The sequence below is a fragment of the Streptomyces sp. NPDC059355 genome, assembly GCF_042752335.1.
In the GTDB taxonomy this organism is placed as follows: domain Bacteria; phylum Actinomycetota; class Actinomycetes; order Streptomycetales; family Streptomycetaceae; genus Streptomyces.
On the sequence record NZ_JBHYXN010000006.1, the window covers coordinates 56,859 to 78,317 of the forward strand.

Here is a 21,459-nt window from a genome sequence, read left to right on the forward strand (position 1 = left end):
TGGGAGCCCCGCGAGATGAGGGTTGTCACTCAGAGTGCGTCGATGGTGACAGAACCGAGCCGTTCCCTGAGCATCGCACGCCCTTCCACGCCCCACGGTCCCTCGGACGGGTGACGCTTCTTCCCCCAGTGGGACATGTTTACGCCCCCTGAGTCACTCCCCTTCGCTCCTATTCGCCCTTGCGGTGCACCCGCGCGACCCAGTCCGCGGGCTTGGCGATCTCCGCCTTCGTCGGCAATGTGTTCGGGGAGGTCCAGACCCGGTTGAAGCCGTCCATGCCGACCTGGCCGACGACGGCCCGTACGAACCGCTCGCCGTCGCGGTACTGGCGCAGCTTGGCGTCGAGCCCCAGCAGCTTGCGCAGCGCGGCGTCGAGGCGTCCCGCCCCGCTGGCCCTGCGCTGCTGGAACTTCTCCCGGATCTCGGCGACCGAGGGCACCACGGAGGGGCCGACGCCGTCCATGACGTAGTCGGCGTGACCTTCCAGCAGGGACATGACGGCGGTCAGGCGGCCGAGCACCTCGCGCTGCTCGGGGGTCTGGACGAGCTCGACCAGGGAGCGGCCCTCGTCGCCCTGCTCGGAGTCGGGGCGGGCTCCGGCGAAGGACTGCGCGGCCTCGCGCAGCCGATTCAGGACGGTCGCCGGGTCGACCTCGGTGGCGCTCAGGAACGTCTGGATCTCGCCCTCCAGGTGGTCGCGCAGCCAGGGGACGGCCGTGAACTGCGTACGGTGCGTCTCCTCGTGGAGGCAGACCCACAGCCGGAAGTCGTGCGGACGCACGTCCAGCTCGCGCTCGACGTGGACGATGTTCGGGGCGACGAGCAGCAGCCGGCCGCCGCCCGCGGCCGAGCCCGGCAGGTCGCGCCCAGCCGGGGCGAAGGTCTCGTACTGGCCGAGCACGCGGGAGGCCAGGAAGCTGAGCAGCATGCCCAGCTCGACGCCGGTGACCTTGCCGCCGACGGCGCCGAGGACGGCGCCCGCCGGGGCGCCGGCGCGGCGGTCCTGCATCTTGCCGAGCAGCGGGGCGAGGAGCTCGCGGAAGCCGGCCACGTTGGCCCGGACCCAGCCGGCCCGGTCGACGACGAGGACGGGGGTGTCGGGGACGACGGCCCCTTCGGGGATCATCCGGGTGAACTCGCGGACGTGGCGTTCGGAGGTCTTCGCATGCCCGCGCAGCTCCGCCACCACGGCGCGGGCCTCGTCGCGGCTGACCTCGGGACCAGGCCGTACCAGCCGGGTCGCGGTCGCCACCGCGAGATTCCAGTCGACCATCTCGGCACCACCGATGCTCGTCATGCGTCAACGGTACGTGGACCGGCGCCGCGGCGGATCCCCTCGGAGGCGCCGGGAGGCGCTACGAAGCGCGGGCGACGGCCGCGGCGAGCTTGTCGAGGCCCTTCTCCGCGGCCCCGGGGTCGGGGGTGTTCGCGGTCAGGAACGCGAAGGCGAGCAGTCGCCCGGAGGAGTCGACGACGGTCCCGGCGAGGGAGTTCACGCCGGTCAGGGTGCCCGTCTTGGCCCGGACCAGGCCGGCCGCCGGTGAGGTGCCGGTGTTGCGGCTGCGCAGGGTCCCGGTGAATCCGGCGACGGGCAGTCCGGTGAGCACGGGCCGCAGCTCCGGCCGTTGCGGGTCGGCGGCCTTGGCGAGGAGTCCGGCGAGCAGCCCGGTGCTGATCCTGTCGGCGCGGTTGAGGCCGCTGCCGTCGGCGAACCGGGAGCCGGACGTGTCGACGCCGAGGGCGGTGAGCCGGCCGGTGACGGCTTTCTCGGCGCCCTCGAAGCTGGCGGGCTGCCCGGAGGCGAGGGCGGTCTGGCGGGCGAGGACCTCGGCGATGTCGTTGTCGCTGTTGGTCAGCATCCGCTCGACGAGCCCGGCGAGCGGGGTGGAGAGGGTGGTGGCGAGCGGCTGGACCCCGGCGGGCGCCGTGGCCTTGGCCGGGTCGGCGGTGACCTTGATGCCGCGGTCCTTCAGCAGGGCCGCGAAGGAGCGGGCCGTCTCCCTGGCGGGGTCTGCGACCCGGTCGGCGGGGCCGGAGGTGGAGTCGTCGGTGCGGCCCTCGTCGGCCGCCAGGGCGGTGACCGGCGCGATGTTGGGGTTCTCGCCGATCGGGTGGCGGGCGGGGCCGGTGAAGAGGGTGTCGTCGTAGCCGAGGCGCACGGAGTCGGTGCCGGCGGCCTTGAGGGCCTGGGCGGTGTCGGCGGCGAGGGCGACGAGGCTGCCGCCGGACCCGGCGGGGCTCTTCTTCCTGGCGGTGAGGGAGGGGTCGCCGCCGCCGACCAGGACGATCTCCCCGGGGCCGGCCCCGGGGGCCACGGTGGTCCGGATCCGGTACTCGGGGCCGAGCGCGGCGAGGGCCGCCGCCGCGGTGGCGATCTTGGTGGTGGAGGCGGGGGTCATGGCCTCGCGCGGTCCGGACTCGAAGAGCACCTGCCCGGTGGCGGTGTCCACCACCGAGGCCGTACGGACGCTCCCGAGCGCGGGGTCGGCCAGCAGAGGCCGCAGCACCTCGGCGAACCGCCCCGGATCGGCGGCCACGATTCCGCTGCCGGCCGTGCGCACGGCCCCCGGGCCGATCCCCGGGAGCACCCCGGGGGCGCTGGGCGCGGCCTGCGGCAGCGGCCCGCCGGCGCGGTCGTCGCCGTGATCTGCGCCACCCGTAAGGCCCCGGGAGGCGGCCCTGTCCCGCTCGGCCTTACGCTGGCCGGAGTCCCAAGGACCGGCGGCGGCCACCGCGGCCACCGACAGGGCGAGGCCGGCGACGGCCGACACCGCGATGAGCTGCCACGTCTTGACCAATGGCACCTCGGACCAGCCCCTTTCGCGATCACACATATGCGTGAGGGACACTTAACCACTGCGTCTTGCCGCGAGCATGGCACCCCACCCGGCAGGGCCGGGGGCGACCCGCGAGCAGATGAATCAATGCAGTCCCGAAGCAAATGAAGCTGATCATGGAGGAGCAGGACGTGGAGTTCGACGTCACCATCGAGATCCCCAAGGGTTCGCGGAACAAGTACGAGGTGGACCACGAGACCGGCCGGATCCGTCTGGACCGTCGCCTCTTCACCTCCACCAGCTACCCGGCGGACTACGGCTTCGTCGAGAACACCCTCGGTGAGGACGGCGACCCGCTGGACGCCCTCGTCATCCTGGACGAGCCCACCTTCCCGGGCTGCCTGATCAAGTGCCGCGCGATCGGCATGTTCAACATGACCGACGAGGCGGGCGGCGACGCCAAGCTGCTCTGCGTGCCGGCCTCGGACCCGCGCGTGGAGCACCTGCGCGACATCCACCACGTGTCGGAGTTCGACCGCCTCGAGATCCAGCACTTCTTCGAGGTCTACAAGGACCTGGAGCCGGGCAAGTCGGTCGAGGGCGCGAACTGGGTCGGCCGCGCCGAGGCCGAGGCCGAGATCGAGGCCTCCTTCAAGCGCCTCGAGGCGCAGGGCGGCCACCACTGAGTCCGCTCAGCCCCTGAACGACAAGAACGGGCGGTACCCCTTCACCGAGGGGGTACCGCCCGTTCGTCGTCTGGTTTCGCCGAGGACGAAACGGTTCCGCATACTGATACCCGGGCTGGCCGGGGACTGGAGGACGTGTGGCGGAGGGCGAGGGATCCGGGGGTACGGAGGACCGGAAGCCGAAATCCGACGAGGCGCGCAGCGCCTTCACTGCCCCCTCCGGAATCGAGCCCGAACCGGTCGACGAAGATCAGCCGACCTCCGAGTTCGCCGTGCCGGAAGGGGTTCCCGAGCCGGCCGCCGGGCCCGGACCCGAGGGCTCCGCCTTCGCGCCCCCGGCCACGTACAGCGCCCAGCACTCCCCGCCCGCCTACACCCCCGGCGCGGGGTTCCCCGTCTCACTGATGAAGGAATCCCCCTGGCAGGACCGCATGCGCACCATGCTGCGCATGCCGGTCGACGTCCGGCCCGTCCCGGAGGCCGTGCAGAAGCACGCCGAGTCCGGGCCCGCCGTGGGCCGCGTGCTCGACCTCACCCTGCGCATCGGCGAGCTGCTGCTCGCGGGCGGCGAGGGCGCCGAGGACGTGGAGGCCGCGATGTTCGCGGTGGCCCGCTCGTACGGGCTGGACCGCTGCGAGCCGACGGTCACCTTCACGCTCCTCTCGATCACCCACCAGCCCTCGCTCGTCGACGATCCGGTCTCGGCGAGCCGGACCGTACGCCGCCGCGGCACCGACTACACCCGGCTGGCCGCGGTCTACCAGCTGGTGGACGACATCAGCGCGCACGAGTTCGAGCTCTCGCTGGAGGAGGCCTACCGGCGCCTCGCCGAGATCCGCCGCAACCGGCACCCGTACCCCTCCTGGGTCCTGACGGCCGCCGCCGGGCTGCTCGCCGGGGCCGCCTCCACCCTGGTCGGCGGCGGGGTGCTCGTGTTCTTCGCCGCCGCGATCGGTGCGATGCTCGGCGACCGGCTGGCCTGGCTGTGCGCCGGGCGCGGGCTGCCGGAGTTCTACCAGTTCGTGGTCGCCGCGATGCCGCCCGCGGCCATGGGGGTGGCCCTGAAGCTGGCCGAGATCGACGTACGCGCCTCCGCGGTGATCACCGGCGGGCTGTTCGCGCTGCTGCCCGGGCGGGCCCTGGTCGCGGCCGTGCAGGACGGCCTGACCGGCTTCTACATCACCGCCTCCGCCCGGCTGCTGGAGGTCATGTACCTCTTCATCGGCATCATCATGGGCGTGCTGGTCGTGCTGTACCTCGGGCTCCATCTGGGCCCCTCGCCGAAGCCGGAGGAGGTCCTCCAGATCACCCAGCGGCCGCCGATCCAGATCGCGGCCTCGATGGTGCTGGTGTTCACGTTCGCGATCCTGCTCCAGCAGGAACGTTCCACCGTGTGGATCGTGACGCTGAACGGCGGGGTCGCCTGGGTGACCTTCGGTGCCCTGCACTACGCGGGCGGCATCCCGCCCGTGCCCTCCACGGCGATCGCCGCCGGGCTGGTCGGCCTCTTCGGCCAGCTCTTCTCCCGGTACCGGTTCGCCTCGGCCCTGCCGTACACGACGGCGGCCATCGGCCCGCTGCTGCCGGGCTCGGCGACGTACTACGGGCTGCTGCTGATCGCCGAGAACCGGCTGAACGAGGGCCTCGGCTCGCTGGTGAACGCGGCCGCCATCGCGCTGGCCATCGCGATCGGGGTCAACCTGGGGTCGGAGACCTCGCGGCTGTTCATGCGGATCCCGGGGGCCGCGAGCGCGGCCAAGCGGCGCGCGGCCAAGCGGACCCGCGGCTTCTAGACGCCCCCCGGCCCCTCAGCCCCTCAGCCCCGCACACGCGAAAGCCCCGGCCGACCTATCGGGTCGCCGGGGCTTTCGGACGGGCCTGTACGGGGCTCAGCGCTTGGCGTGGCGGCCGCTGCGCCGGCCAGGGGCCTGCGGGTCCTCTTCGGCCGCGGGCTGCCCGCCGGAGGCGACCGCCGCCTTCTTCTCCTTGCGGGCCTTCAGCACCTCGAAGATCACCGGGATGACGGAGATCAGGACGATGACGATGAAGATCGGCTCGACGTTCTTCTTGATGATCTCGAACTGGCCGAGCTGGTAGCCCAGGATCGTGACGCCCGCGCCCCACAGGATGCCGCCGATGACGTTGAACGTCAGGAAGGTGCGGTACTTCATCGCCGTCGCGCCCGCGACCATCGGCGCGAAGGTGCGGATGATCGGCACGAAGCGCGCGAGCACGATGGCCTTGGGGCCGTGCTTCTCCATGAAGTCGTGTGCCGAGTCGAGGTTCTCGCGCTTGAAGAGCTTGGAGTTCGGCCGGTTGAAGATCTTCGGACCGAAGACCTTGCCGATCATGTAGCCGACCTGGTCGCCGATGATGGCGGCCGCCGAGATCAGGGTGCAGACCAGCCACAGCGGCTGAGTGATCGTCCCGCTCGCGGTGAACAGGCCCGCCGTGAACAGCAGCGAGTCCCCCGGCAGGAACGCGAAGAGGCCGGACTCGGCGAAAACGATGACCAGGATGCCGATCAGACCGAATTGCCCGATCAGATACTCCGGGGACAGCCACTCAGGGCCGAGCGCAAGCGTGTACACGAGTTCCGGGCTCTCCTGGATCTGGGGGTGTCGCGGCGGGCGCCCGCGGGTGCGCCGGACAAGACGGCGGTTTCAATTATCAACGCACAGGACCCCCTCCCGGTTCCAGGTACCGGGAGGGGGCCATGTGAGGAACATCAGGCCGTCCGGACGCTTCGCCGCGGCCGCCACGGCCCGGTCCGGAAGACAGGCCCTAGACGCTGCGGACGGCGTTCGCGAGGATCGCGTCCCGCACGAACACCGCCAGGCCGGTCCGGATCTTGTCGTAGTAGGCCGTGAAGCGCTCGTCCGCGACGTACATCTCCCCCAGGCACGTGTGCATCTCGTGCGAGCAGGTATAGCAGTTGCGGTCGATCCAGCCGCGGTGGTCCTCCGCCACGTCCATGGCCTCCTCGGAATCCGCGGCCGCGCCGGAGTCCAGCAACGCGGCGAACCGCCGGTTGATCGCGTCCGCCTCGTCCTGGAAGCGCTTCCAGTCTTCCTTCGTGAAGCCGGCCGCCCGGCGGGCGGACTCCTTGTACGCGTCCGTGTTCCCCCAGCGCTGGTGCGCCTCGTCCGCGTACCGGTCGGGGTCGAAGTCCCCGAAGACCTCGAACTTCTCCTCGGGCGTGAGGTTGATGCCCATCTTCTGCGCCTCCATGGCGTGCTCAACGGCCTCGGCCATCTGCTGGAGCCGGGCGATCCGGTCGGACAGGAGGGCATGCTGCCGGCGCAGGTGCTCCCTCGGGTTCGAGTCAGGATCGTCCAGCAGGACCGTGACCTCTTCGAGCGGGAAGCCGAGCTCCCGGTAGAACAGGATCCGCTGCAGCCGGTCGAGGTCGGCGTCGTCGTAACGCCGGTGACCCGCGCTGCTGCGGCTGCTTGGGGAGAGCAGGCCGATCTCGTCGTAGTGGTGCAGGGTGCGCACCGTCACTCCGGCGAATCCGGCGACCTGTCCCACGGAGTGGCTCATGGTTTCCGCTCCTTCGGTCGGTACGCCCTTCACTCTGAGCCCTCACGCCACGTGAGGTGCAAGTCCGCCCCGAAGGTCCCCGTCGGAGCCGCTGCTATCCCATCGCCTTGGTGCCGTCCAGGGACTCGCGGATGACGTCCGCGTGGCCCGCGTGCCGGGCGAACTCCTCCACCAGGTGCAGCAGCATCCAGCGCATCGAGACCTTGGCGTTCTCGGGGAACCAGGGCGCCTGCGGCAGCGGGAAGGTCTCGTCCAGGCTGGGGAGGTCCCGTACGAAGGCCGCCAGCTCGGCCGTGACCTCGTCCCAGAAGGCCTGGACGGACTCGATGGTCTCGTCCCCGACGAGACGGAAGGCATCGGCCCAGGAGTCGGGGTTCTGCTCGGTCTCGCCCGCCCGCCCCTGCGCCATCCGCAGCCATGCCAGCTCGACCCCGGCCACGTGCTTGACCAGCCCGGACAGCGACAGCTCGCTCGCGCTGGGCCGGCTCGCCGCCTGCTCCGCGGTCAGTCCGGCCAGCGTTTCGCGGATCGCCGTGCGCTGGGATTCGACGAAGAGCAGGAGCGTGCCGCGCTCGTCGCCCGGGACCTCTTCGGAGATGTGAGCCATGACCAACCGCCTCTTTCGTGGGTCTTCCCTCTGACAAGGAACACGTTACGAAGGGTCGCGGTCAGGTCCTGTCCTCAATCCCGCCGGTGTCGGGCCTAGTTTCCGACACCCTCCGGGCGGATGGCCGGGAGCTGCGTCTGCGGCTTGGGGAGGAGGGCCTTGGACAGGTCCTGGCTGCCCTTCTCGTCGAGCCCGTACATCGCCTCGTAGATATTGCGGACCGCCGGCCCGGAAGCCCCGGAGCCCGTACCGCCCTGGGAGATCGTCATGACGATCGCGTAGTCCTCGGTGTACGAGGCGAACCAGGAGGTGGTCTGCTTGCCCTGGACCTCCGCCGTGCCGGTCTTCGCGTGCATCGGGATCTGCTTCTGCGGCCAGCCGCCGAACCGCCAGGCCGCGCTGCCGGTCGTGGCCACCGAGGCGAGCGCGCCGTCGATGTCGTCGCGCAGTTCCGCGTCCATCGGCAGCCGGCCCTGCTCCTTCGGCGCGATCTCCTTGGCCGAGGTGCCGTCGGCGCTGACGACCGCCTTGCCTATGCTCGGCTGGTGCGTAATGCCGCCGTTGGCGATGCCCGCGTAGATCGACGCCATCTGGATCGGGGTGACGAGGGTGTCGCCCTGGCCGATCGAGTAGTTGATCGCGTCGCCCTCGCGCAGCTGGTTGCCCTGGCGGCAGTTCTCGTACGCGATCTTCTCGGCGTACGAGCCGTCCTTCTTGCCGTCCCGGCACCAGGCGGCCTTGTTCGCCTCGAAGAAGTCCTTCTTCCACTGGCGGTCGGGGACCCGGCCGTTCACCTCGTTCGGCAGGTCGACGCCGGTCGCCTTGCCCAGCCCGAACTCGTGGGCCGTCCTGTAGAACCAGTCGCCCGGGTCCTTCTTGGGGTTGATCCCGCCGTCCTTCTTCCACTCCTTGTCCGCGATGCCGTAGTAGACGGTGTCGCAGGAGACTTCGAGGGCCCGGCCGATGGTGATGTCGCCGTAGCCCTGCGATTCGAAGTTGGTGAAGGTCTGGCTGCCGACCGAGTACGAGCTGGGGCAGCCGTACCGGCCGTTGAAGGGGTACCCGGCGTTCACCGCGGCGGTCGAGGAGACCACCTTGAAGATCGAGCCGGGGGCCGCCTGGCCCTGGATCGCCCGGTTGAGCAGCGGGTAGTTGGATTCCTTGTCGGTGAGGGACGTGTAGTCCTTGGCGGAGATGCCGCCCACCCACGCGTTCGGGTCGTACGTCGGGTTGGAGGCCATCGCCACGATCCGGCCGGTCTTGGCCTCCATGACGATGACCGCGCCCGAATCGGCCTCGTAGTTCTTGTGCGTGATCTTGTCGTACGTCTTGCGCGCTTCGAGCATCGCGTTGTTCAGCTCGCGCTCGGCGACCGCCTGCACGCGCGAGTCGATCGAGGTGACGATGTTGGAGCCGGGCGTCGGCTTGTCGGCCTGCGCCTGCCCGATGACGCGCCCGAGGTTGTCCACCTCGTAGCGGGTGACGCCCGCCTTCCCGCGCAGCTCCTTGTCGTAGGTGCGCTCCAGGCCGGAACGGCCCACCTGGTCGGAGCGCAGGTACGGGGAGTCGGCCTTCCTGGCCTTGGTGATCTCCGCGTCGGTGACGGGCGAGAGGTAGCCGAGCACCTGCGAGGTGTTGGCCCCGTCGGGTCCGACGTAGCGGCGCAGGGCGGTCGGCTCGGCGGTGATGCCGGGGAACTGCTCGGCGTGCTCCCTTATCTCCAGCACCTGGTCCGTCGTCGCCTCGTCGGTGACGGGGATCGGCTGGTACGGGGAACCGTTCCAGCACGGCTTGGGCGTCTTGGCGTCGCACAGCCGGACACTGTTGACCACCTCGTCCGGATTGAGGCCCAGGACGCCGGCGAGCCGGGTGAGGACGTCCTTGCCCTTGTCCTTCATCTTGGTGAGGTCGGTACGGCTGGCGGAGACGACCATGCGCGTCTCGTTGTCGGCGAGGGGCACCCCGCGGGAGTCCAGGATCGAGCCGCGCACGGCGGGCTGGACGACCTGTTGGGTGTGGTTGTTCTTCGCCTCGTCCGTGTACTCCTGGCCGTTGCGGACCTGGAGATACCACAGGCGCCCGCCCAGCGTGAGCAGCAGGGAGAAGACGACCACCTGGATGACGACCAGGCGGTTCTGGACCCGGGGCGTGCGCCCCGTCTCCGGAATGTTGCTCAACTCAGGACTCCCCCGGAACGCTGCCCGCCACTGACTCGCACGAGTCTAGAGCGACCCCGGAAGGAGAAACGAGGCCGGAAGGGGACCAGAGGCCGGAAGGGCGTCGGCGTCAGAACGGGAAAGTGGTGCGGCCGTGCTGCACGGAGATCCACTTCTGGGTGGTGAAGGCCTCGATCGTGGCCTCGCCGTTCAGCCGGCCCAGCCCCGAGGCCTTCTCCCCGCCGAACGCGGCGAGCGGCTCGTCCCCGATGGTCGAGTCGTTGACGTGCATCATCCCGGTCTCGATCCGCTGCGCGAACCGCACGCCGCGCTCCACGTCCCGCGTGTGCACGGCGCCGCTCAGCCCGTACGGGGTCGCGTTGGTCAACCGTACGGCGTCGTCCTCGCCGTCGAAGACCACCAGCAGCGCCACCGGGCCGAAGATCTCCTGGCCGAGCAGCGGGGAGTCCTCGGGCAGGCCGGCCAGGACGGTCGGCTCGACCAGGTTGCCGCGCGTAGACCCGCGTACGAGGGCCTGGGCCCCGGATTCGACGGCCTGGTCCACCAGCGCGGTCAGCGCGTCGGCCTGGAAGGAGTTGATCAGCGGGCCGATGTGGGTGTCGGCCTCGTGGGGGTCGCCGGTCTTCAGGCCCCGCACGCGGGTGGTGAACTTCTCGGTGAACTCCTCGGCGATCGAGGCGTCCACCAGGATCCGGTTGGCGGCCATGCAGACCTGGCCCTGGTAGACGAAGCGGCTGAAGACGGCCGCGTCCACCGCGTAGTCGAGGTCGGCGTCGTCGAGGACGACGAGTGCGCTGTTGCCGCTGAGCTCCAGGACCGTCCGCTTGAAGTGGCGGGCGGCGACCGAGCCCACGTGCCGGCCGACCCGGTCGGAGCCGGCGAAGGAGATGACCTTCGGGACGGGGTGGGTCAGGAGCGCATCGCCTATCTCGGCGATGTCCGTGACCAGCACGTTGAGGAGTCCGGCGGGCAGGCCCGCGTCCTCGAAGATCTTGGCGATGACCCCGCCGCCGACCACGGGTGCGTTCTGGTTCGGCTTGATCACCACCGCGTTGCCCAGGGCCAGGGCCGGGGCGACCGACTTCAGGGTGACCAGGAAGGGGAAGTTGAACGGGCTGATCACGGTGACGACGCCGACCGGGAGGCGCTGGACCCGGTTCTCCTTGCCGTCGACCGGCGAGGCGAGGATGCGGCCCTCGGGGCGGATGGCCAGCTGGATCGCCTCGCGGATGAACTCCTTGGCGAGGTGCACCTCGTACTCGGCCTTGGGACGGGTCCCGCCGAGCTCGTCGATCATCGCCTCGATGATCTCCTTCTCGCGCTCCTCGGTGATGCGGAGGGCGCGTTCCAGGACGGTGCGTCTGGCGTAAGGGCTGGTGGCGGCCCACTCTCTCTGGGCGCTCTCGGCGCCGCGGTAGGCCCGGTCCACCTGCTCGACGGTGGCCACGGTGATGGCCGCGAGCTTCTCCCCGTTGTACGGGTTGACGTCGATGATGTCCCACGAACCGGTGCCGGCCAGCCATTCGCCGTCGATGTACTGGTGAGCCAGGTCGTCGAATATGGACATGCCATCCCTTACTGCGAGCGCGCACCCGTGCGCTGCACCGGAGACCGATCGGTCATCATGCACTGATCAGACGTCATACTACGTGCGAATCAAGACAGTTGGAGCAGGCCGCGGAGAAGATCCCGCGTCCGGTCGGCATCGGGGCAGTCGGCCTGGAGCCGCTCCATCGCCCTTTCGTACTGCGCCACTTCCTCGTCTTTGTCCAGGTAGAGGGCACTGGTGAGCTGTTCCAGATAGACGATGTCCTGGAGATCGGACTCCGGGAAGCGCAGCAGGGTGAAGGCTCCGCTCTCGCCCGCGTGGCCGCCGAAGGAGAACGGCATCACCTGGAGCTGCACGTTGGGCCTTTGGGAGACCTCGATGAGGTGCTCCAGCTGGCCGCGCATGACGTCGCGGTCGCCGTACGGGCGGCGCAGGGCGGCCTCGTCGAGGACGGCGTGGAAGACCGGGGCGTTCTCGGAGACGAGCACCTTCTGGCGCTCCAGGCGCAGCGCGACGCGGCGGTCGATCTCGGCCTTGGTGGCGCCGGGCATGCCGCGGCTGACGACGGCCTGGGCGTAGGCCTCGGTCTGCAACAGGCCGTGGACGAACTGGACTTCGTAGATCCGGATGAGCGAGGCCGCGCCCTCCAGGCCGACGTACGTCTGGAACCACCCGGGCAGCACGTCGCCGTAGCTGTGCCACCAGCCGGCCGCGTTGGCCTCGCGGACGAGCCCCAGCAGGGACTCCCGCTCCGCGCCGTCCGTGACTCCGTAGAGCGTGAGGAGGTCCTCCACGTCCCTTGCCTTGAAGCCCACCCTTCCCAACTCCAAGCGGCTGATCTTCGATTCGGATGCGCGGATCGAGTAGCCGGCCGCCTCACGGGTGATGCCGCGGGATTCTCGGAGTCGCCTGAGCTGAGAGCCCAGGAGGATGCGGCGCACCACAGAACCGCTTGCTTCTGCGGTCACTAGTCCTGCCCTCCCCATCGCCATGTGTACGCGTGGTCTGCGCGTGATGTGCGTCGCCGGGGCCCCCGCGCCCCAGGCCCCGCAGTCTGCCACCAAAACGCATCGGTCCGTACTCGTTCTGTAACGGAATCCCGGCGCCCGGAAAAGAAGTCCGTAAGTATGCGTAGGAAGAAATGAGCAAGAACCATCACGGGAGTGGACAGGTCCGGCGCGTGCACGTGCATCTGCCCTTGCATCCAGCTTCTGCATTCGGAACGATGGTGCCGCGCACCTGCGTGCTCTTTCGCGCCGGCGCCGGACCCACCCCGCAGTTCTTTCTGGACGGAGCGCGCCGCTCCGCCCGCGAATCCCGGGAGTGCCTCGCATGGGGACGAATGGATCGACCATGCTCGAGCCGTTACGGCAGGGGCTGCCCCCGGTCGACCCCACGGCTGTCTCCGGGTCCGCCTCCTGCGCTCTGCCCGCCCGCTTCGAGGCGGTGCGGGGCGCCCGTTCGTTCACCCGGTCGACCTTGTCGCAGTGGGGTCTCGACGAGCGTTTCGACGACGTGGCCCTGGTGGTCTCCGAGCTCGTCACGAATGCGCTGCGCCATGCCCTGCCTGATGACGCCGGGGTCGGCGGCGGTTCGGGGCCGGGTTCCGGGGCGGGCTCGGGCGAGCCGGAACCGACGGTACGGCTGCACCTGATGCGGTGGAGCACCCGGCTGGTGTGCGCGGTACGGGATCCCAGCGAGGACCGGCCGGGCGGGTCGTTCGCGCCGGAGCGCACGCAGGAGAACTGCGACCTGGAGTCGGGGCGCGGACTGTTCCTCGTGGACGCCTACAGCGACAGCTGGGGCTGGCATCCGCTCGCGGGCCGGCTGACCGGCAAGGTGGTCTGGGCGCTGTTCATGCTGCACGAGTAGGGCGGCGGGGCGCGGGGGCGCGGGGCCGAAAACCGGACTCGGTGATTGAAACTGGCCGGGGTTGATCATTGCGATCAGTCCCGGCCAGTGCACGTGCATGGCTTGATCAGCGCGCCGTTCCTCCGGCCGTCCCTCCGGCCGATCAGGCGATGAGGTGGTCGAACTCGCCGTCCTTGACGCCCAGCAGCAGCGCCTCTATCTCGGCCGGCGTGTAGACGAGCGCCGGCCCGTCCGGGAATCGCGAGTTGCGCATGGCGACAGCGCCACCCGGCAGCTTGGCGAACTCCACACAGGAACCTTGCGAGTTGCTGTGTCTGCTCTTCTGCCAGGTCACTCCGTCGAGTTCTGCAGCTGCCATCCCGTTGTACGCGTGGTCCACAGGAAGCCCCCGATAGTGCAGATGTCAACTGCACCGGATCATAGCTGTGTTCATAAGCGCATGCATGGGCAGATGCACGTGCACGCGGAGGGTGCTCCCCTGATCACTGTCAGGGAAGAACTCGGGTGGATCAGGGGCGAATCAGACCCTTATAAAGCCTGGATCAAGCTCCGGCCAGGGTCGGGCGCCGTCCGCCCTTCAGGCCTTCTTCAGATTTGTCCGTACGCGGGCGGCGCTGTTCGATGGTCGGGACCGCACCGGAATTCCCATCACCCGTAAGGGGACCGCGCATGCTCCGCAACGCCCTTGAGCCCTGGCACCTGATCCTGCTCCTCGTGGTCTGCGTGCTGGTCTTCGGCTCGAAGAAGCTGCCCGACATGGCCCGCGCGGTGGGCAGGTCGATGCGCATCCTGAAGTCGGAAACGCAGGCCCTGCGGGGCGAGGGCGACGGACGGCAGCACTAACGCGGGAGCGGGCGCCGCCTGGTGGCCATGTGGGCCCGGTCGGCGGCGGCGGTGCCGTCCTCCCAGCCCGCGTGGTCGGTGGCACCGCGCAGCCGGGTGGTGGTGGTCCGGGGGAACATCTCGTCCGCCCGGGAGGTGACGGCGACGTCGCGGGCCACCAGGGCGGGCAGGTTGTCGGGGGCCTCGGCCACGGTGTGCTCGGCGGTCTCGGCGAGGCGCTGGCCGAGCCTGCTGGCGTACGCGAGCAGGAAGGACTGCCGGAAGGTCTTGGTCCGCTTCCGCCCGCCGGAGCGCTGCGCGGCCTCGGCACGGGTCATGGCGGCGGTGCCCTGCACGAGCAGGGACGTGTAGAGCAGCTCGACGGCTTCCAGATCGCTCTCGAACCCCACCACGGTGGAGAACTCGAAGGCGCTGTTCCACACCGCCCGACACCGGTTGGCAGTGGCCACGGCGTCCAGCAGCACCGCCTTCGCCTCCTCATAAGGAGCCTCGACCCCGATCCGGCAGGCCGCGGGCACCTGCGCGGGCCCCTTGCCGCTCGCCGCGAGCACGGCCTCGTCGACGGTGTGCCGGGCCATCAGCTCCTGCGCCTTGGCACTGAGTGCCTCGGCCTCCTCCGGGAAGTTGGTCGCCTCGGCCTTGGCGAGCAGCGCCCGGATGCGCGAGAGCATGCGGGGCTCGATGTGCGCGTGCTCCAGGGCGTCGCCGACGGGGTCCCCGGGCAGTGGCCCGACCGCCTCGATGGAGGGCAGCCGGATCAACAGCCGGAACACCTCGAGCACGGCGGTGGCCAGGCTGAACCGATCGCTCTTCTCCCGCCGCACGAGGGCTTCCCCGTACGCGCGGTCGTCTCCCCACCACACCTCGGCGTCGGTCCACCGCTCGGGCAGCCGGGCGTACCGGCGCGCCTCGGCGGCGATCAGGTCGCCGGTGATCCGCAGATGCCGGTCGCCGAGGTCCCGCCCCACGAGCCGGAGCACATCGGCGGGCTGCCACCCCCGCTCCCAGGCCTGCCGTACATACGCGTCCCCGCGCGCCAACAGCTCCCGCCCGACCCCACCCCACTGCCCGCCGTCCCCGACAAGCACCGAGGCCCCGGCATCCAACCCGGCATCGTCCTGGCTGTAGAGCGCGGCCTGACAAGCCCGATCGACAATCTCTCTCACCACCCCAGCTTGTCACGCCCCACCGACCCCACCCCCCGCGCGCCGACCAGGCCGGACTGTCAGCCCCCGGTGGGACACTCGCACCCATGAGCGACCCCATCCCCCACTGGGCCCTGGCCGAAGCCCCCGACGGCCTCTGGCACGCAATGCCGCTCACCCCCACGCACGCCGCCCCCGGCACGCCCACCACCCCCGCCGCCGCCTCCACCCGCTCCACCCCCGCCGGCGGGGACCGCCTCACCTTCGAAGACCCCGCGGAAGCGATCCGCACCGCCCCCACCCCCACCCGCTGGATCTGGCGCAGCACCACCGCCGTCTACCCCCGCCTGCTCGCCGCAGGCGCCCGCGTCGACCGCTGCCACGACATCGAGGACACCGAGCTCCTCCTCCTCGCCCACGAAGGGCGCTCCGGCGAACCCCGCTCGGCCGCTGCCGCCTGGGCCCGCCTCACCGGCGCCCCGGTACCCCCCGATCCCCCCGCCCGAGCCGCCGCCCCCACCGCCCAGGCCCAGGCCCAGGACTCCCTCTTCGACCCCCGGCCCGCCTCCATCCCGCTCCCCCTCGACGCCCTCGTCGCCGTCTACCGCGACCAGGCGAAGCGCACGGCCGCCACCGCCCACCCCGACCGCATGCGCCTGCTCACCGCCTCCGAGTCGGCGGCCTTCCTCATCGCCGCCGAAATGCAGCGCGCCGGCCTCCCCTGGCGCGCCGACGTCCACCGCGCCCTGCTCACCGAGCTCCTCGGCGAGCGGTACGCCGGCGGCGGCGAACCCCGCCGCCTCGCCGAGCTGGCCGAGGAGGTCTCCGCCGCGTTCGGCCGCCGCGTGCGCCCCGACCTGCCGGCCGACGTCATCAAGGCCTTCGCCGAGGCCGGGATCAGGCTCAAGTCCACCCGCCGCTGGGAGATCCAGGAGCTCGACCACCCCGCCGTCGAGCCGCTCCTCGCGTACAAGAAGCTGTACCGGATCTACACCGCCCACGGCTGGTCCTGGCTCCAGGACTGGGTCCGCGACGGCCGCTTCCGCCCCGAGTTCGTCCCCGGCGGCACCCTCACCGGCCGCTGGGTCACCAACGGCGGCGGCGCCCTGCAGATCCCGAAGGTGATCCGCAGAGCCGTCGTCGCCGACCCCGGCTGGCGGCTCGTCGTCGCCGACGCCGACCAGATGGAGCCCCGCGTCCTGGCCGCGATCTCCCGCGACCCCGCCTTCATGGAGGTGGCCGGACGCCCCGAGGACCTCTACACGGCCGTCTCCCGCCAGGGCTTCTCCGGCGACCGCGACAAGGCCAAACTGGCCGTCCTCGGCGCCGTGTACGGACAGACCTCCGGCGACGGCCTGAAGAACCTCGCCGCCCTGCGCCGCCGTTTCCCGCAGGCCGTGGCGTACGTGGACGACGCCGCCAAGGCCGGCGAGGAGGGCCGCCTCGTACGGACCTGGCTGGGCCGGACCTGCCCGCCGCCGGTCGGCGCCGACGAGGACGGCGAAGCCGGCATCCCGCAGGACCGGGAGGACGGCTGGACCCCGAGCTACGCCTCCACCAACACCCGGGCCCGCGGCCGGTTCACCCGTAACTTCGTCGTCCAGGGCAGCGCCGCCGACTGGGCCCTGCTGCTCCTCGCGGCCCTCCGCCAGGCCATCGCGGGTGCCGGGCTGCGGGCCGAGCTGGTGTTCTTCCAGCACGACGAGGTGATCGTGCACTGCCCGGCCGAGGAGGCCGAGGCGGTGGCCGAGGCGATCCGCACCGCCGGCGACCGCGCCGGCCGCATCGCCTTCGGCGACACCCCGGTCCGCTTCCCGTTCACGACGGCGATCGTGCAGTGCTACGCGGACGCGAAATAGCGGAGCCTCACCCCACTGCGCGAGCGTCCAGTCCGTGGAAGTAGACGTGGAACTCCTCGCGCTCGAAGCCCTCCGCCTCGTACAGCGCCTGCGCGACGTGGTTGTCGTACGCCGTCTCCAGCTGCACCCCGGACACCCCGGCCTCCCGCGCCCGGCGCAGCACCTCGCGCAGCAGCGCCCGCCCGGCGCCGGTACGGCGGCCGGACGGGTCGACGTACAGGTCGCTCAGGATCCACATCGGCCGCAGGGCGAGGGAGGAGAAGGTCCGGTAGACCTGCGCGAAACCGACCGTGCCGGCCTCCGGCACGTCGGCGAGCAGCACCAGCGACTCACCGGCCCGGATCCGCTCGGCGAGGAACGCCCGGGGTGCGTCCGGGTCCTCGACCTTCACCTCGTAGAAGTCGAGGTAGCCGCGGAACAGCCCACCCGCGACGTCGAGATCGCCCTGACCGGCAACGCGCAGCACCACACTCTGATCGCTCATTCCCTCAGTGTGCGGTAACGGACTGGGCGGGCAGCGTGAAGACGTGGTCCGGGGTGACGACCTTGGTGATCGCCTCGCCGAACAGGGTGCTGGGCTCGGAACCCTCGTAGGAGATGTCCGTGTTCAGCAGCACCACCAGCGTGGCCTTCGACTGCGGCAGGTAGACGGTCAGCGACTGGTAGCCGGGCAGGGAGCCGTTGTGGCCGATCCAGCCCTGGACGTTGAAGATGCCCAGGCCGTAACCGGTGCCCGGCAGCGCCTGGACCACCTTCAGCCGCTCCGCCTGGGTGGCGGGCTTCAGCAGCGTGCCCGTGGCCACGACCTTCGCCCAGGTCTTCAGGTCGCCGAGGTCGGAGATCATGGCTCCGGCGGCCCAGCCCCAGGAGGGATTCCAGTCGGCCGAGTTCTCGGTCTTGCCGGTGGCGGTCTGGTCGGTGTAGCCCTGGGAGTGCGGGGTGGGGAACTCCGCGCCGACGGGGAACAGCGTGTGGTGCAGCCCGGCGGGGGCGACGACCTTCTGGTTGATGTAGTCGTTCAGCCTCTGCCCGCTCTGCTTCTCCACCACCAGCCCCAGCAGGATCAGGTTGGTGTTGCAGTAGTAGAACTTGGCGTTGGGCTCGAACAGCACCGGGTGCTTGAAGGAGTACGCGAGCAACTCCTGCGGGGTGAACGGCCGTCGGGGATTGCTCGTCAGGGCCTTGAAGAAGCCCTCGTCCTCGGAGTAGTTGAACAGCCCGCTCCGCATCCCGGCGAGCTCGCGCAGCGTGATCCGGTCCCCGTTGGGCACCCCGGACACGTACTTGCCGATGGGGTCGTCCAGTCCGACCTTGCCCTGGTCGACCAGCTGGAGCAGGGCGGTCACGGTGAAGGTCTTGGTCTCGCTGCCGATGCGCATGTACATGTCCGTACGGATCGGCCGGCCGGTGGCCTTGTCGGCGACCCCGAAGGCCCGCACGTACGAGCCCTTGCCGGGGGCCGAGAGGGAGACCATCACCCCGGGTATCTTCGCCTGGCTCATCACCTTCAGGACGGCATCGTCCAACTGCCGTGCCACGGCGGGCGTGAGCTGCGGGAACTCCTCATCGGCCGCAACCGGGGCCGAAGCCTGGACGATGCCCGCCGCCGGCGGGGATTCCAACGCGTACCCCACCCCGAGCGGCACCACCACCAGCCCCACGGCGACCACCCCCACCGCCGCTCTACGCACCCGTGTAGACATGCCGCCTCCTACCACGCGTAGCCCAGGTCCAGCCTTCCCAAAGTAGCCCCACCCCCACCCCCCAGCGACCGGGCCCCGACCACCCCACGCGGAAGCACCGGCCGATGGCACGACGTAGACGCGATGGGCACGCGATGGGCACGCAGAACGGCGGGCCACGCATCAGGTCCTTGCCCCGACCTGTGGGGACATAGCAAAAGCCCCAGGTCACGGCGAGTGAGTCCTGGGGCTTCCACAGAGCCGCCTTCGGGATTCGAACCCGAGACCTACGCATTACGAGTTGTCCGATCACTGTCCACTAGCCTCCACAGACGTCCCCGACGGACTCAACTCCCCTGCTCGGAGCACGTAGCAGACGCCCAAGGACGCTCGCACACGACGCCGGACGCAGCCCCGAACGAGCCCAGAACTGAGACCCGGTCGCGCCGTGTAATGCATGAAGGACAGGCCTACAAGGAGTCATCGCGGCCAGCATGAGACTGGCAGAACCTCTCTCCATCTCGAAGCCCGCATCGGGATGGAGAGGCCCATTCATCCCTGCGGGCAGGGCAGCGAGACTCTAGAGTCGCTGCGAGAGCAGAAGATTGCCTTGCCGCGGCTGCGGGCGCTCAAGGTTATTGCCGAGGCGCCGAACGGGGAAGGAGGCCGAAGGCCTGAGGACGCCCGCAGGAAGCAGGCTCACCTGCCAAGATCAGCGTGCATGATGGCAGCTGTAGCGTGACGATAAATGTAGGTGGCCTGTCCGGCCAAGCTCCACCAAACCATTGAACCGAAAACCGTCGATTCCTGATGGTCTGAGAGCGTGACTTCTGCTCAGAGCCTGGGAGATGGTTAGTATGACTGACGATACCCCAGTCTTGTTGCTCGCACATTCAGATCCCTGGGTGCGCCGCCAGCTCGCCAAGGATATAGAGGAGCGGTCAAGACTGGAAGTTGTCCCTGTCGCGAGCAAGTATGACGCTTACGCCACGATCGGCACGATGGCAGAACATGGACACTATTTGGCTGCCGCTATCACGGATCAAACACTTGTGGACGACACTGGAGAAAATCTCCTGCGCGGAATCAACGACCGTTACCCTGCCGCGGCAAGTGCGATCCTCGCGGTGTCGAATACAGGCATGGACGCTGAAGTTTATGTCATGTCCGGCAAACGCGCGCAGCTTCGTACAGATCTGAACAGGCTGCGCTCCAGGTCTCGTCCGCCACACCCCCTCGTCGTCGTGACCGGACCCGAGGGGACGCAGAAAGCGGACGAAGTGCTCGCCACACTCGATCGGTCCTTGACCCCGTACAAATGGGTACAAGCAGATACGCAGCATATCAGTGTGAAAATTGACGGATCCAAAGAGGAACTTATCGATCCTCACCCTGGAGAGATCTTCAGGGCATTGAAGCTAGTTGGGGTTGTGAAACGCCGGCCAAATCACCCTTACGATCTGGTCATCGTAGGTGCTGGTCCTGCCGGTTTGTCCGCCGCCTTGAACGCGAGCGTTAACGTGGGCTTCAGCACTCTGGTAATAGAGAGCAAAATACCCGGGGGCACCGCCACGACTTCGATCAATCCTATAGATAATTACCTAGGATTCCCCCAGGGAGTTTCGGGACCCGCACTCGCTCAACTCGCACTTGAGCAGATAGCGAATCTTGAACTGGTCGACTTTCTCCCCACACTGGAGGCGCAAGCTATCAAGAAGGCCGCTCACGGTCGATACCTCATCCAGGCCCTGGATGCCACAAGTGGCGAAAATAAGAGATATATCCGCCGGGATGATACTTCTTGCGTGCGGGTCAAAGCCCCACACCCTGAAACTAGCCAAAGGAAAAGAGCGCATTCCCAACCGAGGCGTATACTACTCCGCTCTCCCTTGTGACCAGCAGCGCGAAAAAGGCAAGACCGTCGTAATCATCGGGGGCGGCGATTCGGCAGGTCAGGCCGCGCTGCAATTCGCAGAGAGAAGCAGCAGGGTGATCATTGTGGCCCGAGAGGGATTTGATGCAATGTCTCAAGCCCTGCAGGATTCCGTGAGGAAGAATCGCAAGATAAATACCGACTATTTCGGCTATGAGGTCGCCGAGTTCATTGGCGAGCAACAACTGGAAGCCGTTATGGTGAGGAAGACAGGCGGCGATAAGGCATCTAGCCGTAGACAGATAAAAACGACATCGGCCTATGTGCTAATTGGTGGGGACCCTGACACTGCGTGGGTGGGGCACAGAGCCGGCCCACACAGCGAGAGGGTGGCTCAGACGAGGAAGCACTACATCAAGACTGACGTGTACTTGAGACCGCATGGGACAAAACTACCGTTCGAGACAAGCCTGAATGGCGTGTTCGCTGCCGGCGATGTACGGGTGAACTCTTTGAGGCGCGTAGGGCAGGCTGTTGGGCAAGGAGCTGCGGCAGTGGCGTCCATGGAGAGATACGCTTCCAATAATCCCAGAATTCTTATCGACAAGAAGAGCCTGGCGTATACGAGATTTCATGTCCTTGCCCTCACAAGCCCTTAGAGAATTCAGGCATCCCCGGAAGAGGAAGGTCGATGCAACAGCTTCGGGCTGGACCTACTTTGGCGAGAGCGATCCCGGCACCGGAGCTACGGAACCGACGCCCCAGCCACGACGCACTCTTACTCACGTCAGGCGGCTTCTTGCGGTGCGCCCGGCACGGTATCGGCCTAGAGCGGGGCGGAGACAG

At 69.1% G+C, this 21,459-nt stretch carries 18 protein-coding genes and 1 pseudogene; 7 read left to right on the top strand and 12 right to left on the bottom strand.

Annotated features, from left to right (window positions below; all coding sequences use genetic code 11):
• Positions 1-169 precede the first annotated feature (169 nt).
• Both ACFXGI_RS07960 and dacB read right to left on the bottom strand, forming a co-directional pair.
• Positions 170-1,297, bottom strand: coding sequence for a zinc-dependent metalloprotease (locus tag ACFXGI_RS07960; RefSeq protein WP_384704599.1), 1,128 nt, complete (start codon positions 1,295-1,297; stop codon positions 170-172).
• A 58-nt stretch (positions 1,298-1,355) separates the two neighbouring features.
• Positions 1,356-2,834, bottom strand: a complete 1,479-nt coding sequence (dacB, locus tag ACFXGI_RS07965; protein WP_384704600.1) for a D-alanyl-D-alanine carboxypeptidase/D-alanyl-D-alanine-endopeptidase — start codon at positions 2,832-2,834, stop codon at positions 1,356-1,358.
• A 134-nt stretch (positions 2,835-2,968) separates the two neighbouring features.
• Between dacB and ACFXGI_RS07970 the strand changes: the two genes are divergently transcribed.
• Positions 2,969-3,463 carry an inorganic diphosphatase gene (locus ACFXGI_RS07970; protein ID WP_007264878.1) on the top strand — a complete coding sequence of 165 codons (495 nt, stop codon included), beginning with the start codon at positions 2,969-2,971 and terminating at the stop codon, positions 3,461-3,463.
• Positions 3,464-3,600: 137 nt separating this feature from the next.
• Entirely contained in the window at positions 3,601-5,256 is a 1,656-nt protein-coding gene (locus ACFXGI_RS07975) for a threonine/serine exporter ThrE family protein (protein ID WP_384704601.1), read from the top strand.
• Between the two features lie 129 nt (positions 5,257-5,385).
• On the opposite strand, the pseudogene ACFXGI_RS07980 reads toward ACFXGI_RS07975, so the two are convergent.
• From ACFXGI_RS07980 to ACFXGI_RS08005, 6 genes and pseudogenes are all read right to left on the bottom strand, one after another.
• A pseudogene (locus ACFXGI_RS07980) lies at positions 5,386-6,054 on the bottom strand (DedA family protein); the annotation flags it as partial.
• Between the two features lie 193 nt (positions 6,055-6,247).
• Positions 6,248-7,006 (bottom strand): MerR family transcriptional regulator, encoded by a 759-nt coding sequence (locus ACFXGI_RS07985; protein WP_384704602.1) that lies wholly within the window; start codon positions 7,004-7,006, stop codon positions 6,248-6,250.
• Positions 7,007-7,100: 94 nt separating this feature from the next.
• The gene (locus ACFXGI_RS07990; protein ID WP_384704603.1) at positions 7,101-7,613 is read right to left on the bottom strand and encodes a DinB family protein; all 513 of its coding nucleotides are present in this window, start codon (positions 7,611-7,613) and stop codon (positions 7,101-7,103) included.
• 95 nt (positions 7,614-7,708) lie between these two features.
• Positions 7,709-9,790 carry a penicillin-binding protein 2 gene (mrdA, locus tag ACFXGI_RS07995; protein WP_384704604.1) on the bottom strand — a complete coding sequence of 694 codons (2,082 nt, stop codon included), beginning with the start codon at positions 9,788-9,790 and terminating at the stop codon, positions 7,709-7,711.
• 109 nt (positions 9,791-9,899) lie between these two features.
• The gene (locus tag ACFXGI_RS08000) at positions 9,900-11,357 is read right to left on the bottom strand and encodes an aldehyde dehydrogenase family protein (protein WP_384704605.1); all 1,458 of its coding nucleotides are present in this window, start codon (positions 11,355-11,357) and stop codon (positions 9,900-9,902) included.
• A gap of 89 nt (positions 11,358-11,446) precedes the next feature.
• Complete coding sequence (locus ACFXGI_RS08005; RefSeq protein ID WP_384704606.1) at positions 11,447-12,325, bottom strand: helix-turn-helix domain-containing protein; 879 nt, start codon at positions 12,323-12,325, stop codon at positions 11,447-11,449.
• 346 nt (positions 12,326-12,671) lie between these two features.
• On the opposite strand from ACFXGI_RS08005, the gene ACFXGI_RS08010 reads away from it, so the two are divergent.
• Positions 12,672-13,211 (top strand): ATP-binding protein, encoded by a 540-nt coding sequence (locus tag ACFXGI_RS08010; protein WP_384704607.1) that lies wholly within the window; start codon positions 12,672-12,674, stop codon positions 13,209-13,211.
• A gap of 142 nt (positions 13,212-13,353) precedes the next feature.
• Here ACFXGI_RS08010 and ACFXGI_RS08015 read toward each other — a convergent pair whose 3' ends face one another.
• Positions 13,354-13,590, bottom strand: a complete 237-nt coding sequence (locus tag ACFXGI_RS08015) for a DUF397 domain-containing protein (protein WP_030868010.1) — start codon at positions 13,588-13,590, stop codon at positions 13,354-13,356.
• 290 nt (positions 13,591-13,880) lie between these two features.
• On the opposite strand from ACFXGI_RS08015, the gene tatA reads away from it, so the two are divergent.
• Positions 13,881-14,054: a Sec-independent protein translocase subunit TatA gene (tatA, locus tag ACFXGI_RS08020; RefSeq protein WP_384704608.1), complete on the top strand. Its 174-nt coding sequence runs from the start codon at positions 13,881-13,883 to the stop codon at positions 14,052-14,054.
• On the opposite strand, the gene ACFXGI_RS08025 is transcribed toward tatA, so the two are convergent.
• Positions 14,051-15,220 (bottom strand): DUF2786 domain-containing protein, encoded by a 1,170-nt coding sequence (locus ACFXGI_RS08025; protein ID WP_384704609.1) that lies wholly within the window; start codon positions 15,218-15,220, stop codon positions 14,051-14,053. The two genes, tatA and ACFXGI_RS08025, sit on opposite strands and share 4 nt — an antisense overlap.
• Before the next feature lie 86 nt (positions 15,221-15,306).
• Here ACFXGI_RS08025 and ACFXGI_RS08030 point away from each other — a divergent pair, with 86 nt between their 5' ends.
• The gene (locus ACFXGI_RS08030; protein ID WP_384704610.1) at positions 15,307-17,058 is read left to right on the top strand and encodes a bifunctional 3'-5' exonuclease/DNA polymerase; all 1,752 of its coding nucleotides are present in this window, start codon (positions 15,307-15,309) and stop codon (positions 17,056-17,058) included.
• Between the two features lie 7 nt (positions 17,059-17,065).
• Here the strand turns inward: ACFXGI_RS08030 and ACFXGI_RS08035 are convergent, their stop codons facing one another.
• Positions 17,066-17,542: a GNAT family N-acetyltransferase gene (locus ACFXGI_RS08035; protein ID WP_384704611.1), complete on the bottom strand. Its 477-nt coding sequence runs from the start codon at positions 17,540-17,542 to the stop codon at positions 17,066-17,068.
• 4 nt (positions 17,543-17,546) lie between these two features.
• Positions 17,547-18,761: a serine hydrolase domain-containing protein gene (locus ACFXGI_RS08040; RefSeq protein WP_384704612.1), complete on the bottom strand. Its 1,215-nt coding sequence runs from the start codon at positions 18,759-18,761 to the stop codon at positions 17,547-17,549.
• An 836-nt stretch (positions 18,762-19,597) separates the two neighbouring features.
• On the opposite strand from ACFXGI_RS08040, the gene ACFXGI_RS08045 reads away from it, so the two are divergent.
• Together ACFXGI_RS08045 and ACFXGI_RS08050 are read left to right on the top strand one after the other, a co-directional pair.
• Positions 19,598-20,635 (top strand): NAD(P)/FAD-dependent oxidoreductase, encoded by a 1,038-nt coding sequence (locus ACFXGI_RS08045; protein ID WP_384704613.1) that lies wholly within the window; start codon positions 19,598-19,600, stop codon positions 20,633-20,635.
• Positions 20,532-21,272 (top strand): NAD(P)/FAD-dependent oxidoreductase, encoded by a 741-nt coding sequence (locus ACFXGI_RS08050; protein WP_384704614.1) that lies wholly within the window; start codon positions 20,532-20,534, stop codon positions 21,270-21,272. Before ACFXGI_RS08045 ends, ACFXGI_RS08050 begins: the two co-directional genes overlap by 104 nt.
• The last annotated feature ends 187 nt before the right edge of the window (positions 21,273-21,459 follow it).